Below are 18,212 nucleotides of genomic sequence, written 5' to 3' on the forward strand. Positions count from 1 at the left end.
ATGGCCAACCGCAACTCCGCCCGCAGCCGTTCCACCGAGCAGACCAAGGCCGCCTTCGAGGAGCTGGCCCGGAAGACCCGCAACAAGCCCGTGGTCTCGGCCAAGGAGCAGGAGGCACGTCACGCCCACGCCCGCAACGTCCTCACGGATGTCTCCGGCCTCACCGCCGAGTCCGCCGTCAAGAAGGTCACCGAGGCCGGCCTCACCATCAACAAGACGCTCGCCGGCATCAACGAGCAGGTGATGGCGCTCGTCGAGGAGCTCAAGCAGCTCGACGAGGCCATCCAGCTCAAGAACGAGGAGCTCTCGGTCCTGCACGGCAAGGACATCGCCGCCAGCGCGCTGGACCTGCTCGTCACCGAGTACGACAAGAAGAAGGCGGAGCTCCAGGCGGAGATGGAGCGGCTGCAGAAGGAGATCGCCGACACCCGCGCGAAGTTCGCCACGGACCTGGCGGCGGAGCGGGAAGCCACCGAGCTGGCGCGCAAGCGGGCCGAGGAGGCGTACCAGTACGACATCCAGCTTCAGCGCAAGAAGGAGCAGGACGCCTTCGCCGAGCACCTGCGGCTGCAGACCGCCGCCGAGCGTGACCGCGAGGAGACGCTGCGCAAGGAGTGGGCGGCCCGCGAGGAGGCCCTGAAGCTGCGCGAGAAGGAGCTGGAGGAGCTGCGCAGGCAGGTGACGGACTTCCCGCTCGTGCTGAAGAAGGAGACGGACACGGCGGCGGCCATCGCCGGCAACCGGGTGAAGCACGAGTGGGAGGTGAAGTTCACCCTCGCCCAGAAGGACGCGGAGACGGCGCAGCGGGTGGCGAACATGGAGATCGCCTCGCTCAAGGAGACCAATGGCAAGCAGGCGCAGGCCCTGCAGACGCTCCAGGCCGAGCTGGCCGAGGCCAAGCGCCAGGTCCAGACCATCGCCGAGAAGGCGCTGGAGTCCGCCTCGGGGGCTCGCGCGCTCGCCGAGGTGCAGGGTGTCATCGCCAACCGCGACTACGCCAAGGGCAAGTAGCCGGCGGGAGCGGGGGGCACGAGCCCCCGCCCCACGCTGTCGCGCAGGTGGGGCGAGGCGGCCAGCCCTCGCGTCAGCGCCTCCCTCGCCCGGTCCACTTCCGTCATCTCCCGCAGCACCTCGTCGATGGCGGCGTTCTGCTGGTGGATGGCCGCGGCGATCTGCCGGGCGGCGCCGCGGTACTCCTCCACCAGCGCGGAGAGCTGGCGCAGCTCCTCGGAGAGCCGGTGCGCCTGTGCCAGCCCTTCCCGCAGCCGCGCTCCCCTCTCGCGCACCGTCTCGGCCAGTGCACGCGTCTCGCGGGTGATGCCCTTGAGCAGGCGCTCCGCCTCGCGCGTGGCCTGGCTGGAGCTCTCCGCCAGCCCCCGCAGCTCCCGGGCGATGACCGAGAAGACCCGGCCCGCGTCCCCGGCCTGCATGGCCTGGATGGAGGCGTTGAGCGCCAGCACGTCGCACTCCGACGCGAGCTGCCGCAGCAGGGTCGTCGTGGCACCGACGCGGCCCGCGTGCGCCTCCAGCGCGCCCAGCCGCTCCTCCACTCCCAGCTCGTGCGCCCGCAGGGCCTCCAGGCCCCGCTGGCCCTCGGCGATGGCCGCCTCTCCCACGCGGCGGAAGGTCTCGCTGCGCTCGGCCCGCTCCAACACCGCGGCCGCCTGGAACGCCGCCATGGAGGACGTCCTCTTCACCTCGCGCATGGTGGCGTCCGCCTCCGCCACCGCCACCGCCTGCCGCTCGAAGCTCTCGGCCTGTCTCGACCGCGAGGCGCGCAGCTTCCCGGAGGCCTGCTCGAGCCGCGCGTTGTCCTCGACCACCTCGCGCGTCAGCCGCCCCAGCTCCTTGAAGATGGGGGCCGTGGCCAGCGAGAGGATGCCAATCTCATCGGTGGAGACCCACCGGGGCAGGGGCGGCTCCCGGCCCGCGAGGCTCTCCTTGTCGGCCTGGCCCGCCATGTCGGCGATGCTCACCAGCGACGTCTCCAGCTCGCGGGTGCCCCGGGCGAGCTGTGACGCCATCCGCCGGGCGATCCGTCCCGCCTGCAGCACCAGCAACGTGCCCATCAACGCCAGCTCCCACCCGGACTCCACGGCCAGGGCCGTCAACCGCAGGGCGGCCTCGCTCCGGGTACACCCCAGGACGACGGCCATCGTCGACAGGGCACAGATGGCCGACAGCCCCATCAGGTACGGCAGGTACCAGTCCAAGGAGCGCCAGAAGGGCCAGCTCCCCGGAAGCTCCACCTCCGGGTGGCCGAGGAACCGCCTCGACGCCAGGGGCCGCACCACGTCCTCCATGCGCAGCATCTCCGGCACGCTGGCGAAGGCGGCCACCAGCAGGGACATGAGCGCGCACGGCACGGCGCGCCATGCATCGCCCCCGTACAGCACACAGCACCCCCACGCGGCCACCAGGCTCGCGGCGGCGAGCAGGAGGATCTGCGCGACGCCCTGACGCCGGGGCAGCTCCAACATCCGCCGCAGCCGCGACTCGGGGCTCGCGCCAGCGGGAGACTCCAGGGCCCAGTCCGCCAACCGCCGCGCCATGCGCACGGGCACCAGCGCCCCGCAGATCAGCAGGAGCGGGAGGAGCCCCGTCACCGCCGCCTCCGGGGCGTACTTCGGCTCCAACCCCAGCAGCAGCCACATCAGCCAGGCGCTCGGACCCACCCAGAGCAGCAGCGTGAGGAGCTGGACGCGCACGAGGCCCTTCACCAGCAGGGAGCGCTCCTGCTCGCTCCCGGACGCGGGGCCCGTCTCCGCGGCCACGCCCTGCTCGCGCACCGAGGCGATGACCTTCCCGGCCAGCTCCTTCACCTCCAGGGTGACCTCGGAGGAGTCCCGGGCCTGGTGGGAGACCCTGCCCGCCACCTCCAGGAGGCCGGAGACGGCCTGGGAGAGCCGGGCGATGCCCTCGTTCTGCTCGCCGAGCACACCGGCGATGGTGCGGGCCGCCTCGGCGCTCTCCTCGGCGGACGTGGCGATCATCCCCAGGGCCTCTCCCGCCTCGCGCACCTGCCGCATGTCGCGTGCGACGCTGGCGGCGCCCTGCTGCGTCGTCCGCACCGCCTCGCGCAGGGCGCCGCGCATGTCCTGGAGGTGCTCGTGCACCCGCCGGGTCGCCGCGAGGGAGCGCTCCGAGAGGAGCCGGGACTGCAGGGCCACGTTGGAGAAGTCCCGGGCCAGGGCTCCGGAGCCCGCGGACTCGATGGAGGCATTGAGCGCGAGCTGGCGGGATTGGACGAGCAGCTCCTGCACCCGTCCCGTGAGGGACTCGAGCTGTCCGGTGGACGCCTCGAGCGACAGCAGGCGGGCCGAGAGCTGCCCGGAGTCGTCCTGGAGCCCGGTGAGGCTGGCGATGCCCTGATGGACGGCGGCCAATCCGGACTGGCGGGAGGCGCTGGCCCTCTCGGCCAGGCCGATCACCGCCTCCGCCTTGAGCACCGACAGCTCGGAGGTCTTCAGCAGCCCCTGGGCGTGGGCGCGGGTGTTCTCGAGCGCAGTGACCTGGCCCTCCAGCTTCTCGCGCTGCTCCTCCTGGCTGCGTCCCAGCTCCTCCGCGGACAGCTGGAGCTGCTGGCCCGACTCACGCAGCCGCCGCGCCAGCTCGTTCAACCCCAGCAGGGCGCGGGTGGTGACGATGGCCAGGCGTCCCAGCTCGTCGGTGGAGATCCACTCTGGAGGCTGGTAGTCGCCCGTCGCGGCCTGCTCGAGCGAGCGCTGGAGCCGCCGCGCGCCCAGGTCGATCTGCCGGGCGATCCTCCAGGTGGACAGGATGCCGAGCCCTCCGAAGAAGAGGCCCAGCAACACCAACGTCAGCTCGAGCTGGAGCTGCCCTTGCGCGCCCCTGCCCTTGCTCCAGAGGATGCCGCCGGGCACCGCCAGGGCACAGGCGAGCGTGAGGCCCGAGATGTAGGGCAGGAACCAGCGCAGCCTGCGCCACAGCAGGGGACGGGGAGCGGGCCGCACCCAGGGCGCGCGGTGGAACTCCTCCACCGCCTGGGGGAGCAGGGAGTCCTCCACCCCTTGAAGGTGGTGGACGAGGACGAAGGCCATCAGCACCACCTGCACGGCGGCGCACGCGAGGGCCAGCCCCATCCCGCGCTCGAAGTACCAGCAGTACGCGAAGCAGGCCGCCACCTGCATGACGGTGATGAGGCCCAGGTGGAGCAGGTGCAGTTGCTGGGGCAGCTCGAGGATGCGCGCGATCCGGGGCCCTGGCGGTTCTCCCGGCCGCGGCTCCAGCGCCAGCCGCATGAGCCGGACCTGCAGGGGCATGGCGAGCACCAGCCGGTAGAGCCCGAGCGCCACCACGACATGGATGCCCAACAACTTCCACATCTGCCCGCCGGTGAGCCCGAGCATCAGGCCGAGCAGGTACACCGTGGGACCCAGTCCCAGCAGGGTGGAGATCAGATTGACGGCGCGGCGCCGCCGGACGAGCGACTCGACGTTGACCTCTCCCTCTCCCATGGAATGCCTTGCCCTGGAGCCCCGGAAGAGGGCCCCGCACGGCTCCTGGGCCGCTCGAAGCTCAAGACGTCGGGGAGGGAGGGTTGTGACGCCACATCTTGCGCTTCCGCGCGCCCCATCCCCAGCTTTGGAGGAGGCTCGCCATGCCCACCCGCGCCCGGAAGACTCCGCCCCGCAAGACACCCACCCTGGCCCGTACCCACTCCCGGCGCACCCGGGCCGCTCGAGCCCCCCGCGCCCAGCCGGCCCCCCGTGAGAAGTGGGTGTACCTCTTCGACGAGGGCCGCGGAGACATGAAGGATCTGCTCGGCGGCAAGGGGGCCAACCTGGCGGAGATGACCCGCATCGGACTCCCCGTGCCGCCCGGCTTCATCGTGACCACGCGGGCGTGCAATGCCTTCCAGGCCGAGGGCGGATTCCCCGAGGGCCTGTGGGAGCAGGAGCTGGCGGCCCTGCGGACGCTGGAGAGACGGACGGGCCGCACGCTCGGAGACCCGGAGAACGCGCTGCTCGTCTCGTGCCGCTCGGGGGCGAAGTTCTCCATGCCCGGGATGATGGACACCCTGCTCAACATCGGGCTGAACGACGAGGTCGCCGAGGGGCTCGTCGCCGAGACGGGGGATGCGCGCTTCGTCTACGACGCCTACCGCCGGCTGGTGCAGATGTTCGGCACCGTCGTGCTCGGGCTGCCCGACGAGCCCTTCGAGCATGTGCTGGAGGAGTACCGGCGCCAGCGTGGCATCCAGAACGACGCGGCCCTGCCCGCCGAGGACCTGAAGGCCATCACCCAGGCCTTCCAGCGCATCATCCGCGAGAAGTCCGGCCGCGACTTCCCGAAGGAGCCCATCGAGCAGCTGCGGCTGGCCACCGAGGCGGTCTTCCGCAGCTGGAATGGCAAGCGCGCGGTGGACTACCGCAACGCGGCCGGCATCGCGCATGACCTGGGCACGGCCGTCAACATCGTCACCATGGTGTTCGGCAACCGGGGCGAGGACTCGGGCACGGGCGTGGTGACGACGCGCAACGTGTCGACGGGCGAGCGGGAGATGGAGGGCGACTACCTCACCAACGCCCAGGGCGAGGACGTGGTGTCGGGCACGCGCCCCACGCTGCGCATCGCCGCCCTGAAGGAGCAGCATCCGAAGCTCCACGCCCAGCTCGAGCGCATCTGCCAGAAGCTGGAGCGGCACTTCCGGGACGTGCAGGACGTCGAGTTCACCATCGAGCGGGGCAAGCTGTGGATGCTCCAGACGCGGGACGCCAAGAGGACGGCGCAGGCCGCGGTGCGCATCGCGGTGGAGCTGGCCCGGGAGCGGCGCATCACCCGGAAGGAGGCGGTGCTGCGGGTGAAGCCGGAGCAGGTGGACTTCTTCCTGCACCCGCGCTTCTCGTCCGCCGAGGTGAAGGCGGCGCGGGAGCGGGGGGACCTGCTCGCCACGGGGTTGAACGTCTCGCCTGGCGCCGCCAGCGGCGTGGTGGCCCTCGACGCCGACACCGCCGAGCGCTGGAGCAAGGAGGAGAAGAAGGCCGTCATCATGGTGCGGCCGGAGACGAAGCCGGACGACGTGCACGGCATGCTGGCGGCCCGGGGCATCCTCACCAGCCGGGGCGGGCGGACCAGCCACGCGGCGCTGGTGGCGCGGCAGTTCGGCAAGCCGGCGGTGGTGGGCGTCGCGGAGATGGAGGTGGACTGCGAGAAGCGGCAGCTCACGGTGGCCGGGCGCGTGCTGCGCGAGGGGGACACCGTCTCCATCGACGGCACCACGGGCGAGGTCTTCGCGGGCACGCTGGAGACGGTCATCCCGGACCTGTCGGACCCGCACCTGCTCGAGCTGCTGAAGTGGGCCGATGAGCTCCGCGAGCTGGGCGTGTACGCGAACGCGGACTACCCGCGCGACGCGAAGCTGGCGCGGGAGCTGGGCGCGGAGGGCCTCGGGCTGTGCCGCACCGAGCACATGTTCTTCGAGACGGAGCGCCTGCCGCACGTGCAGCAGATGATCCTCGCCCGCACGGACGAGGAGCGCGCCGAGGCCCTGGCGTGGCTGCTGCCCTTCCAGCGGGAGGACTTCCTCGGCCTGTTCCGGGCGATGGACGGCCTGCCCGTCACCATCCGGCTCATCGACCCGCCCCTGCACGAGTTCCTCCCCAACCATGACGGGCTGTTGCACGACGTCACCGAGCTGGAGACGCGGCTGGAGCTGCTGAAGGACGGGCCCGAGGCGGCGGGAATGCGGGCCAGGCTCGCCCAGAAGCGCCGCCTGCTGGAGGCGGTGGAGTCGATGCGCGAAACCAACCCCATGCTAGGCCTGCGCGGGGTGCGGCTGGGCATCCACCTGCCGGCGCTGGTGCGCATGCAGGTGCGGGCCATCTTCGAGGCGGCCTGCCAGTGCGCCCGGGAGGGCGTGCGCGTCTTCCCGAAGGTGATGATTCCCCTCATCGCGCACAGCAACGAGCTGCGGGTGGAGAAGGAACTGCTCGAGGCCGAGGCCCGCGAGGTGATGAAGGAGCAGGGCCTGGAGGTGGCGTACCAGTTCGGGACGATGATCGAAATCCCCCGGGCGGCGCTCACCGCGGACCAGATCGCCCAGGACGCGGAGTTCTTCTCCTTCGGGACGAACGACCTCACGCAGACGACGTACGGCATCTCGCGTGACGACGCGGAGACGGGCTTCCTGAGCGAGTACCTCCAGAAGCGCATCCTCCCGGAGAACCCCTTCGCCACGGTGGACCAGCGGGGGGTGGGCGCGCTCATGGAGCTGGGGGTGAAGCTCGGCCGGAAGACGCGGCCGAAGCTGGACGTGGGCATCTGCGGCGAGCACGGAGGGGACCCGAAGACGATCGCCTTCTGCCACCGCATCGGGCTCGACTACGTGTCGTGCTCGCCCTACCGCGTGCCCATCGCGCGGCTGGCCGCGGCCCACGCGGCGCTCACGTCCTGACCCCCCCGAGCAACACGGGCGCGAAGTGCGCGATAATGGCATGGCGCGCCCCTGAAACCCGGGTGGCGGCTCGACAGGGGAGGACGTGACGCCATGGCCATCAGTGGAACGAACCGGAAGTCCGAGGGCATCCAGCATCGGCAACCCGCGGAGGCGAAGCCCGCCGAAGCGAAGTCCGAGGTGAAGAGCCAGGACGGCACCCGGAACCAGGCCGACACGGCGCGGACGGAGGCGCGGGGCGGCTCCCCCTTCCAGGCGGACCGCTACGAGCCCGCGGCACGGGCCCAGCCCCAGGCCCTGGCCGCCCCGCGCACGGGCGCCCCCCAGCAGGTGGATCCGCACGGCCGGGCGGAGGAGGCGCGCAACGGCGCCGAGGCCGCCGCGCGCCTGCTCGAGGAGAACAACTACCCCACCGCGGAGTGGGAGCGCATCCGGGGGAGCGACTTCCTCCAGACGGTGGAGAAGCACAAGGACGACCCCGCCTTCCTCGCGGACATGTACAAGGCGCTCGGCCCGGCCAACACGGCCCGGATGCTGGAGAACGCGGGGCGGGCCGCGGAGACGCGGGCGGACCTCGACATGGCGGCTCGCAGCCTGGGGACCGCCTTCTCCTCGGGCCAGTTCTCCGTGGCCGAGCAGCGGATGTTCGGCGAGCAGGCGGCGCGGGACGTGAACACCGCGCTCACCGTCTCGCAGGTGCTGGGCTCCACCGCCTCGGCGCCTGGCGCGGACGAGATGCGGCGCGGCTTCCTGGACGCGGCGATGACGCCGGGCAAGGCGCTGGGCTCCGGCCGTGACGCGGGCCTGTGGGCGCGCGCCGCTGGCGAGGCGATCGCCGGAGACAAGAGCGGGCACTCCCTTCAGGAGTACGTGGGCCGCATGACGGAGGGCGAGCGCACGCGCTTCTTCGAGAACGGCATCAACCAGGGTCCGTCCTGGGGGCCGCGCTCCAGCGACATGCCCTTCAACGGCCTGGAGGACGTGATGCGCCAGGCCAGCGCCCGGGGCCTGCTGCCGGCGCGCATCGAGCTGCTTCGCGTGCCCAACGACGCCGAGCTGATCGACCGGCTCAACGCGCTGCGGACCGACAAGCTCACCCCGGAGCAGGAGGCCCACATCCGCAACCTGTCCTCCCCGGAGGAGCGGCGGATGTTCCTCGCCACGGTGAAGGAGCTCGAGGCGGTGAAGGCGGGCTCGCTCAGCCCCTCGCAGTACATGACGAACGTCATGCAGGCCGCGGCGGACATCGCCGGCAACGACGGGAAGAAGTTCGCCCACCTGGTGCACTTCGCCTTCAACGAGCCGGAGAACGCGGGCTACCACGAGACCGCGCGCAAGGCGCTCGGCGGAGGCAACATCCCGGCGGGCTCGCTCCTGGAGACGACCTTCAAGGAGCTGGATGGTGACCTCAACAACGCGGCGGGCGGGTTCAACCCGAACATCACCGACACCGCCTCGGCCAGCACCGTCACCCACCACTTCGCGGAGTTCCTGGCCGTCGGCAGCTCGTTCCAGGGCATTCCCGCGGTGGGCAACGCGGCCGTCGAGCACATCGACGACAAGGCCACCAACCCGGGTGACGTGCGCAGCGGCTACTTCGGGGTGATGCTCGGCAACGCGCTGAAGGATGGGAAGGTCACCCCGCAGCAGGCGGTGGACTTGTACCGCTGGGCGTACACCAACCAGCCGTCCTCGATGGATCCGCCGCCCTGGGGCACCCAGGAGACGGGCGCGTACCTGGATCCGAGCAAGGATTTCGACATCAACGCCTGGATGCGGATGTACGAGGAGGCGAAGTAGCGGCCCGGGGCACGGGGCCGCGGCCCGCCGGAAGCGGCGGGCCTGGGCGAAGGCTCAGCGTGAGTAGCCCACCGCGTCGATGGTGAACCGCGAGGGACACTTGCTGCGGAAGTCTGGCGGGGCCATGCCGATCAGCTCGCTCAGGCTCGCCCCCGGCTCGATCTGGGGCGGCAGGGAGATGAAGACATCCGTCAATTTGCCTCCGGCGCAGCTCAATTGCAGCCGGCTGCGAGCCTCGGCGCCCAGGGCGGTGTCCACCTGCTTCAGGAAGTCTTCCATCGCGACCTGCTTGCCCATGTTCTCGGCCATGTACTTGTTGATGCCCGAGCCGTTGAACTGGCGGACGAGGTCCATGGCCACCTCGTAATACTGGTCGATGTCCCAATCCACCTGGCAGGTGCCATGCTTGAACCACTCATGGCGCTCCAGACAGGAGGCGGTGCCGGGCATCACCTGGCTCAACTGCTTGGCCACCTCTGGATTCAGCCCGAGGTCGGGGTAGTCGCAGAACTCGCGCGGCTTCCGCCTGTTCTCACAATTGCCATAGTTGATGCCGCACGCCTCCCGGTTGGGCCAGAGGCCGTGCAGGGTGAAGTTGCCCGAGGACTGGAAGGTGGCGGGGAAGTTGACGGCGCACTCCTTCTTGCTGCGGTGGCTCTCGCAGAAGGCCGGCTGCCAGCTGAGGGCCAGCTTGAAGCTGTCCTGCAGGCCCGCGGTTCTACAGAGGGAAGGGTCGTCCGCGTCGATGGGCGCCTCGGGCTGGGTCGGACCCTCGACCCCTGGCGATACCCCACTCAGCGTCTGCCTTCCGCAGCTGGCCTCCACCCACCGCTCCGGGGGATTGGCGTCTTCCACACGCACCCGGAACCAGTCGGGCTGGTTGGGGCGGTTCACCTCCAGGATGACATAGGCGTCACCGGGCTCGAGGTGCGCCTTGTCCGGGTTGCTCTTCTTCTTCTTCGAGACGAAGGCTTCGCAATCCCTCTCCGCTTGCAGGGTGCCACTGACGGGAACACTCGCCCAGGCGCCAGGCCCGAGACCGAAGAGGACACTGGCCACCAGGAGCGCGGTGATGGAGCGCCCGTGCAGTTCCATGGTCATCGATTCTCCGTTGCTGTGGGGTGTGGCCGCGCAACGTATGTCCTCTTCAATTCCCCATCACCGGGCAACGAGGATGCGAGTCGCGCGCCGCACAATCCTAGAGCCGCAGCCCTCGGGGAATCACGAGCCGTGCGACAAACTCGAACAAGCCATTGACCAGCAGGGCGAGCCCGGCCGCCGGCACGGCGCCCTGGAGGATGAGAGGAATGTCATCCAGCCGGATGCCGGTGCAGGGGGCTACCCCGCCCTGGGCCCAGGGCATGGTTCGTGTAGCCGACAGCTCGCCCACCTTGCCTGAAACGAAGCGCGGCATGCACTTCTAGAATGACCTTCGCCGTGGCTTGGCAAGGAGACCCATGGATGCTGGGACCCACGATTGGGTTGAGAAAAAAGACCATCGCCCTCGGCTCCGGGCTGAGTGCGGCAACCGCACTGCTGCTGGCTGGGTGTGCCACTCCAAGCGGTGGACGACCTCCCCTGCTCACCCCGAGCTACAGCAACGCCGCTCCCGCCGCCAGCTTCGACTCCGCGACGGCAAGCTGCCGGCACAACCCCAGCGCATGCCTCGCCATGGTCGGCAAGGAGGTCGCCTCCGCTGCCGCCGTGGTGAGGCTAGCTCTCGACGAGGACACGCGAAGATCCGTCGAAGAGGAACTGACAAGGTGCGCGGATTCCGCTCGCTCGGAGGTCCTCCTTCGGCACGAGGGCGACTTCAAGGAACTGACTCCCAATGCGGACGAGTGCAACCAGCCGGCGAAGAACGCGCCCCGCAGGAACGTCACGTGGGCCATGCAGCTCGGCACGGAGATGCACGAGCAGGCCCGCGACTGTGTCGAAGCCGCGTTGAGCAAGCTGCTTCCGGGTCGCTTCAGCCTGGAGCAGCGCTACCTCTACGACGGACAGACAGGCCACAAGAGGCTGGTCAGTACAGCGGAGGAGCGCCTTCTGGAGAAGACCGGCAACGCAGGGGAGCTGAAAGGCTCCCTCAAGCCCGACGTGGTCATCCACTCAGGCGATCCACTCGATGTAAGAGCCGTCTACGACTTCAAGTTCCCCTGTGTGAACACCGACAAAGCCCCCGATTGGTACGAGTACCCACCTGGGCACCCCTATCAAGGCTCCAACCAGGGCAGGATGTATCAGGAAGCGTTTGGCGAAGAAGCCGCTCGTATCGTTCCCCGCCTGGGAGTCATTCGATGAGTGGGCACTACCCGAGAATCCGTATCCATGCGGAGAGCGGCTACCTCCTGATACGCGATGGCCTGACCCTCACCTTCTACATGCGGCGCGCTCATGCGGAGGTAGCGCCCGCCGTGCTCCGCGCGCTGGGAATCTACCGCTCCATGGTCGGCCCCAACGCACTTGGCTTGTACACCGACGCCGAGGGCAACTGGCACGAGCTCGATGATGCAGGCTGGGACCACGTCCGGCGCGAGATACTCTCGAACCAACGGTTTGCCTTTCACCTGACGGATGCATCCACCACCGAGGATCGTTACCGATTCCGGTACCATGGCAAGCCCCTCAATGACCCCTCACTGGGTAACAAGCCGGGCGCGGTGTCAGCGGTCTCCTTCTGGCTTCCCACGGAATATCTCGAGGAACACGGCCCTGACCGGGTGCGCGCTCTGGCAATCGAAATAGCGGCGCTCCTCCCTTTCTGCTCGGGTCACGCGGGCCTCTCCTTCAATTGCGAGACCGACCTGGTGGGTGTGAAGCGTGAAGTTCGCAAGCTCTGCTTCCGCTACCCTGGCATGGACATCCCAGAGCTGGGTTACACCTCCTGGGAGATCGGCACACGTGTGCGAGGCCCTGCCTGGTTGACCTTCCTGGGACAACCCGTCCTGGGCGAGCTCGGGGGAGTCGAGAACCTGCGAGCGCGGCTACGCTCGCCCGAAACCACCGTCCAGGACATGGGAGCGGAGCGCGCTGTCATCATCCTGGGTCCATGGCCCGAGGCGGGCGACGCAGAGAACGGAAGGGACCTGCCCGCCTACCGGGAACTGGCGCGCGTGCTGGAGCCCTGGCTCTTTCATGAGAAACCCCTCCGTGGCGGCACCTTCACCCCGGAGGACCTGCTCCGCTGGGAGCGTCGCTTCCTCGATTGAAGCACCACGCGGAGAAGTCGAGCTACAGCCGCAGCCCTCGGGGAATCACGAGCCGTGCGACAAACTCGAACAAGCCATTGACCAGCAGGGCGAGCCCGGCCGCCGGCACGGCGCCCTGGAGGATGAGAGGAATGTCATCCAGCCGGATGCCGGTGAGGATGGGCTGTCCGTAGCCCCCGGCACCGATGAGAGCCCCCAGCGTGGCGGTACCCACGTTGATGACGGCGGATGTCTGGATGCCCGCGAGGATGGACGGCGCGGCCATGGGCAGTTCCACCAGGCGCAGGCGCGCGCCGGACGGCAGACCGAGCGCCTCGGCGGACTCGCGCACCTCGGGTGGAATGCCGGAGAGCCCGGCCGCCGTGTTCCGGATGATGGGCAGCAGGCTGTAGAGGAACAGCGCCACGATGGCGGGCCTCGAGCCGATGCCCAGCAGCGGAATCATGAACACGAGCAGCGCCAGCGATGGCACCGTCTGGATGATGCCGGCCAGCGCGAGCACGCCCTGCCCCACCCTCGGCCGCCTCGCCACCAGCACGCCCAGGGGCACCGCCACCACGATGGCCGCGAGCAGGGACAGGCCCACGAGGAACAGGTGCTCGCGCGTATGCCTCCACAGGCTCGCGCCCCACCCCTCCCCTCGCACCGTCACCACCAGTCCCAGCTCGCGCTCCAGGAACGTGGCGGCCACCTGCCGCTCGGGGACACGCTGGAGCTTCGCCCGCGCGTTCAGCTCCACCATCTCCCCCTCGGAGATGCGGCCCTCCAATCGTCCGAACGCGGCCACCGCCTCGGGGGCGCGCTCGACCAGGTCCGCGCGGAAGACGAGCACGGCGTCGTACGCGGGGAAGTGCCTCAGGTCGTCCTCCAGGACACGCAGGCCGTAGTACTGGATCTCCGCGTCGGTGGAGTACAGGTCCGTCACCTGGATGGCGCCGCTCTCCAGACCCCGGTAGGCCAGGTCATGGTCGAGCCCGCGCACATCCTTCTGGGGCAACGCGTAGCGGGCGCGCAGGGAGGGCCAGCCGTCACCCCGGTCCATGAACTCGTTGCTGAAGCCGAAGCGCAGCTCCGGGTGCTTGCGCAGGTCGGAGAGGGTCCGGATGCCCAGCCGCTCTGCCTCGTCCTCCTTCATGCCGAGCGCATAGGTGTCATTGAAGCCCAGGGGCGCGCTCATGCGCAGGCCCTCGGCGGCGAGCGCCTGGCGCAGGGCCTCTTCATCGGGCAGCGGGCGGCCGGCGAAGATCTCCTGGCGCAGGGTGCCGGTATACTCGGGGTACACGTCGATCTCCCCCCGGCGCAGGGCCTGCCAGAGCACCTGGGTGCCGCCGAGCTCGCGCCGATGTGCGGCCTTCGCGCCGGTGCTCCGAACGAGCTGCGTCACCATGTCACCGAGGATGACGGACTCGGTGAACTTCTTGGAGCCCACGCGCACGGGAGGCTCTTCCGAGGACGTGCCGGAGCACGACGCGGCGAGCACCAGGAGCAGGCTGGCGGCGAGGGCCCTCATGACTGGCGGCCCTCGAAGGGCAGACGTTGGGCCTGGAAGAAGCGGGTGACGAAGGGGTCGGCGGGAGCGCGCTCCAGCTCGGCGAGCGGGCCCTGCTGGACGATGCGGCCCTCGCGCATCAGCACCACGTGGTCGCCCAGGAAGGCGCCTTCGCCGAGGTCATGGGTGACGAGCACCACCGTCTTGCCGAGCCGGGCGAAGATGTCGCGCAGGTCGCCCTGCAGCTCGTAGCGGATCATCGGGTCGAGCGCGCCGAGCGGCTCGTCGAGCAGGAGCACGTCCGGCTCGAGCAGCAGCGCGCGCATGAGGCTGACGCGCTGGCGCTGGCCACCGGAGAGCTGGCCGGGGTAGCGGTCGAGCGCGTCCGGGGGAAACCGGGTGAGCTCGACGAGCTCGCGCAGCCGTGCGTGGATGCGCTCCTCGGGCCATTTCAAGTAGCGGGCCATGAGGGTGGTGTTGCCCTCGGCGGTGAGGTGCGGGAAGAGGCCTCCGCCCTGGAGCGCGTAGCCGATGCGCTGGCGTATGGCGAGCAGGTCCTCGTCACGCAGGGGCTGGCCACGGAAGAGGACGCGGCCGGTGTCGGGCCGGAGCAGGCCGTTCATCAACCGCAGCAGGGTGGACTTGCCACAGCCACTCGGCCCGAGGAGCACCGTGGTCCGCCCGGCGGGTATCCGGAGATCGAGCGGATACAGCGCCTGCATGTCGCCGAAGCGTCTGGACACCTGTTCGAGCTCGAACACGCAGCACCCTCCTCCATCCGTGTAGGCTACTCGCGCCGCGAGCCCGGCGGGGCCACCACGTTCTCCGCGGGCTTGCCGGCTGGCGCGGAGAACGCCGCGTTGCCCCAGGGCGAGGCCACCTCCGGTGGGAGGAGGGCCTCGGCGCGCAGCACGGGCAGTCCGTTCGGCTGCCGCTGGAGGAAGGCGATGAGCTTCTCGCGAACCAGGCACCGCAGGTCGAACGCCTTGCCCGCGTCCGACGCGCTCACCAGCACGCGCAGCGTCATCGTCCGCTCGCTGCACCCCGTCACCTGCACCCCCTGCGCCTTGCCGTCCCACAGCTCGCGGCCCTCCTCCCGGAGGATGCGCGCGAGCTCGGTACGCACCGCGCCCACGTCCGTCTTGTAGTCCGCGTACAGCTCCGCCGTGCCGAGGATCTCCGTCGACGTCCTGCTCCAGTTCTGGAAGGGCTTGTCGAGGAAGTAGCTCATCGGCACCACCAGCCGCCGCAGGTCCCACACCTTCACCACCACATAGGAGAGGGTGATCTCCTCGATCCACCCCCACTCGTTCTCCACGATGACGGTGTCGCCGATGCGCACCGGCTGGGTGATGGAGAGTTGGATGCCGCCCAGCAGCGTGGAGATGGACTTCTGCGCCGCCAGGCCGACGACGAGGCCCGCGAGCCCCGCGGAGGCCAGCAGCGACACGCCCACGTTGCGTACGGCCTCGAACTGCAGGAGCAGCAGCGAGGCGGCGATGACATAGCTGGCCACCTCGACGATGCGGCGCATCACCGCGAGCTGGGTGCGCAGGCCTCGCACGCGCCCCACGTCCGCACCGGACTCGCTGGCCACCTTCTGCTCGATGAAACCGGCGGCCAGCTTGACGAAGCGCACGACGAACCACGCCACCGCGATGATGACCAGTGAGCGCGCGAGCAGGTCCACCCCGTGCTGCGCGGGCGGTGGCAGCAGCAGCAGGCGCGAGCCCAGCGCCATCAGCACCGCCCCGAGTCCGTAGCGCACCGGACCCCGGCCCGCCGCGAGCAGCTGATCATCCCAACCGGACTTCGTCAGGCGCATGGCTCGCAGGCCCAGGCCATGGCCCCACCCCTCGAGCACCCGGCTCGCCAGCCCCGCCACCCCCACCAGCAGCGCCAGGCCCAACCACTGCCACAGCTCCAGGATCCACAACGGGCGCACGAAGAGGAAGGGAGGCAGCACCTCCAGCATCGGCGAGCCATGCTCGGCGAAGAGTGCATCGATGGCGCGGACCGTGTCCTCGCTGAACACCCAGAGAGAGGCACCCTCGGGCCCGTCCACCTTCCGCAGCCGGATGTCCCGCAGGCCCCGTCCGAGCGGAATCTTCCCGAGGCTGTCATGGAGCGCATCCGTGGGCTCCCCCTGCGGCTCCTGGCTGATGTGCGAGAAGTCGAACCACAACGTGCGGTCCACCACGAACATCAACCGCAGCGCGAGCCGCTCGCCCTCGGCGCGCTGCTTCTCCTTTGGCAGATGTGACAACCACAGGTAGTGCGGCATGCGAGCCAGGTCCCGGGCGTGCGTGGCATCCAGGAAGCCGGCCACCGTGGCCGCGGGCGTATGGCGATCCACCTCCGCGGGCACCTCACCCAGTCCCTCGTTGAGCGCGAGGCCGGTGGCCGGTGCCAGCAGCAACATCAGGAAGAAGACGAGGTATCGGTACATCTCTCTCCCCTAAACTAATTTGAGTTCAAATCAAATAGCGGAGGACGATTTCGTTCCCCACGAGCCCGGAAGAACCAACCGCTCGCCCTGCTGGCTGGTCGGAGGGTGCTGCTGCTCCGGCGGCCCCTACTTCTCACAAGGGACGGAGGAACACTCGCCCCACATGCCGCGCCCGGCCCGCCGGGCCGAGGACTCCAGGGACTGGAACTCCGAGCGCCGCGACTCGCCCGCGGGAGCGATGTAGAGGACGCAGGCGTAGCCGCGCTCGGCGAGCAGTGCGTTCACCTCCTGCCCATCCACGCTCACGTACGCGAGCAGCCGCCCGTAGCGGTCCGTACACGCCTCTCCGTACCGCAACCGCACGACACGGCCCTCGACGAGCGAGCGGTTGAAGTCACGGGACTCGGCACCGAAACACTCGTGCTTGCCCCCCGTGCTCTCCGGAGTGTCCACGAGCAGGTAGCGCACGCGCTCGCCGCTCTGGAGCACCACGGTGTCACCGTCGATGACCCTCGACACCACACCGGCGCTCGGGCCACAGGCGGACTCCGAGCCGCATGCACACAGGACGATGAGCACGCACCCGAGCACCACCGCGAGCACCCGCCAGGCACTCACGGCGCGCATGGACGGTTCTCCGCACCGGGAGTGCCCCGGTCCACCGCGTTGTAGAGAACGCCCCCGGGTGTCGAGCAGAAGCTCCCCGCCTCATCATTGCGCACGGCGTCCTTCCGCGTGGGATCGAGCTGCCGGGACACGCCGGGGAGCGAAGTGCCCGTCCAGGTCACTTCATCGAGCAGCGTCCCATTCAGGGACAACCGCAGCGCATGGGTTCCCCCGCTGTTGCTCAGACCGAAGGAAAAGGTCGCCAACACGGACCGCACGCCCCCGTTGGTCGAGGACTCCCTGCTCCGCGCGAACACCACCTGGGTACCACCCCTCACCTCCAGGCACTGCCTGTCATTGAGCAGGGTTCCCCCACCGCTCTCGTCCGAGAGCAACACCCCATTGAGGTCCACATCTCGCAGGGCATGCACCTCCACCCACTCTCCCTGCGCATCCGCCACGGCCTTCGGATCGGACATGACCTCGGTGATGACCAGCTCACCAGGACCAGGGCGCGACACGGGCCGGAGCGTGCCCATGCCAGGAGACAGACACGTGTCCCCGGGCACACCCGCATCCGCGGTCCCCCCCGCATCGACGGACACACCTCCATCCCCGCCTCCAGGCGGATTCGCACAGGGCGGGTTCGCGGTCCCGGGGCTCGCCCGTGGGCCACTGCCCGAGCCGGGCGCGGGTGCATCACACCAACGGCTCGTGTCGTCATTGTCGAGCGCATCCGGCACGAGCCTTCCGTCGTAGATGCGCGCCACACCCGAGCGGAGCGGCGCGATGTAATGCACCTCGTCCACGACGACATCTCCACAGCGCAGACCGATGAGCCCACCCGTGTTGCCCAGGGAGCCCAGCGTGTCGCCGTACGAGTGATTCACATGGGCCGGCAACTGCTCGACGCGCACGTCCCCGAGCACCCGGTAGCCCCTCGCATCCACCGGCATGGACTCCTCGAAGAGGTATGCCCGCTCCTGCGAGCCATCCAAGCGCGCCGCGTAGAGCAACAGCCCCTTCAGGTCCACCGCCGCGCTCCCCGGGTTGTGGAGCTCCATCCACTCCTGTCCGGTGTCCGCGCCCGCCGGGTCCGGCAGCAGCTCGGTGATGACGACATCTCCGGGCCTCCATCCCTCACAGGATGGCTCCACTTCATCGAAAGACAGACCACAGGCGCTGCTCGCGAGCGCCAGGGCCAGGACAGCACGAGACATGACAACGTGTTTCTCCACGATC

13 protein-coding genes are annotated in these 18,212 nt (G+C 69.6%); 5 read left to right on the plus strand and 8 right to left on the minus strand.

The annotated features are described in order from the left end of the window. Window positions 1–1,011, plus strand: coding sequence for a coiled-coil domain-containing protein (locus NR810_RS29280; protein WP_257457544.1), 1,011 nt, complete (start codon window positions 1–3; stop codon window positions 1,009–1,011). Here NR810_RS29280 and NR810_RS29285 read toward each other — a convergent pair. After that, a complete protein-coding gene (locus NR810_RS29285; RefSeq protein ID WP_257457545.1) occupies window positions 993–4,478 on the minus strand; it encodes a methyl-accepting chemotaxis protein in 3,486 nt (1,161 codons plus the stop codon). The genes NR810_RS29280 and NR810_RS29285 overlap by 19 nt on opposite strands. A gap of 143 nt (window positions 4,479–4,621) precedes the next feature. On the opposite strand from NR810_RS29285, the gene ppdK reads away from it, so the two are divergent. Both ppdK and NR810_RS29295 read left to right on the plus strand, forming a co-directional pair. Beyond that, window positions 4,622–7,417, plus strand: coding sequence for a pyruvate, phosphate dikinase (ppdK, locus tag NR810_RS29290; RefSeq protein ID WP_257457546.1), 2,796 nt, complete (start codon window positions 4,622–4,624; stop codon window positions 7,415–7,417). A gap of 93 nt (window positions 7,418–7,510) precedes the next feature. Next, window positions 7,511–9,217, plus strand: coding sequence for a hypothetical protein (locus NR810_RS29295; RefSeq protein ID WP_257457547.1), 1,707 nt, complete (start codon window positions 7,511–7,513; stop codon window positions 9,215–9,217). Window positions 9,218–9,271: 54 nt separating this feature from the next. Here the strand turns inward: NR810_RS29295 and NR810_RS29300 are convergent, their stop codons facing one another. Both NR810_RS29300 and NR810_RS29305 read right to left on the minus strand, forming a co-directional pair. Then, on the minus strand, window positions 9,272–10,318 hold the full coding sequence (locus NR810_RS29300) for a ribonuclease T2 family protein (protein ID WP_257457548.1): 1,047 nt from the start codon (window positions 10,316–10,318) through the stop codon (window positions 9,272–9,274). 97 nt (window positions 10,319–10,415) lie between these two features. Further along, window positions 10,416–10,631 carry a hypothetical protein gene (locus NR810_RS29305; protein WP_257457549.1) on the minus strand — a complete coding sequence of 72 codons (216 nt, stop codon included), beginning with the start codon at window positions 10,629–10,631 and terminating at the stop codon, window positions 10,416–10,418. Window positions 10,632–10,678: 47 nt separating this feature from the next. Here NR810_RS29305 and NR810_RS29310 point away from each other — a divergent pair, with 47 nt between their 5' ends. Together NR810_RS29310 and NR810_RS29315 are read left to right on the plus strand one after the other, a co-directional pair. After that, window positions 10,679–11,518 carry a hypothetical protein gene (locus NR810_RS29310; protein WP_257457550.1) on the plus strand — a complete coding sequence of 280 codons (840 nt, stop codon included), beginning with the start codon at window positions 10,679–10,681 and terminating at the stop codon, window positions 11,516–11,518. Next, window positions 11,515–12,426 carry a DUF3396 domain-containing protein gene (locus NR810_RS29315; RefSeq protein ID WP_257457551.1) on the plus strand — a complete coding sequence of 304 codons (912 nt, stop codon included), beginning with the start codon at window positions 11,515–11,517 and terminating at the stop codon, window positions 12,424–12,426. The genes NR810_RS29310 and NR810_RS29315 overlap by 4 nt, the downstream gene beginning before the upstream one ends. Before the next feature lie 22 nt (window positions 12,427–12,448). Here the strand turns inward: NR810_RS29315 and NR810_RS29320 are convergent, their stop codons facing one another. The 5 genes from NR810_RS29320 to NR810_RS29340 all read right to left on the minus strand — a co-directional run bounded on the left by NR810_RS29320 (window position 12,449) and on the right by NR810_RS29340 (window position 18,190). Continuing rightward, window positions 12,449–13,936, minus strand: a complete 1,488-nt coding sequence (locus NR810_RS29320; protein WP_257457552.1) for an ABC transporter permease/substrate-binding protein — start codon at window positions 13,934–13,936, stop codon at window positions 12,449–12,451. Beyond that, window positions 13,933–14,676 carry an ATP-binding cassette domain-containing protein gene (locus NR810_RS29325; RefSeq protein WP_257457553.1) on the minus strand — a complete coding sequence of 248 codons (744 nt, stop codon included), beginning with the start codon at window positions 14,674–14,676 and terminating at the stop codon, window positions 13,933–13,935. The genes NR810_RS29320 and NR810_RS29325 overlap by 4 nt, the downstream gene beginning before the upstream one ends. 26 nt (window positions 14,677–14,702) lie before the next feature. After that, complete coding sequence (locus NR810_RS29330; RefSeq protein WP_257457554.1) at window positions 14,703–16,364, minus strand: mechanosensitive ion channel family protein; 1,662 nt, start codon at window positions 16,362–16,364, stop codon at window positions 14,703–14,705. 126 nt (window positions 16,365–16,490) lie between these two features. After that, window positions 16,491–16,991, minus strand: a complete 501-nt coding sequence (locus tag NR810_RS29335) for a thermonuclease family protein (RefSeq protein ID WP_257457555.1) — start codon at window positions 16,989–16,991, stop codon at window positions 16,491–16,493. Then, window positions 16,979–18,190 (minus strand): lamin tail domain-containing protein, encoded by a 1,212-nt coding sequence (locus NR810_RS29340; RefSeq protein ID WP_257457556.1) that lies wholly within the window; start codon window positions 18,188–18,190, stop codon window positions 16,979–16,981. Before NR810_RS29340 ends, NR810_RS29335 begins: the two co-directional genes overlap by 13 nt. Window positions 18,191–18,212: the final 22 nt, after the last annotated feature.

Origin of the sequence: Archangium lipolyticum, from assembly GCF_024623785.1 — a bacterium.
In the GTDB taxonomy this organism is placed as follows: Bacteria; Myxococcota; Myxococcia; order Myxococcales; family Myxococcaceae; genus Archangium; species Archangium lipolyticum.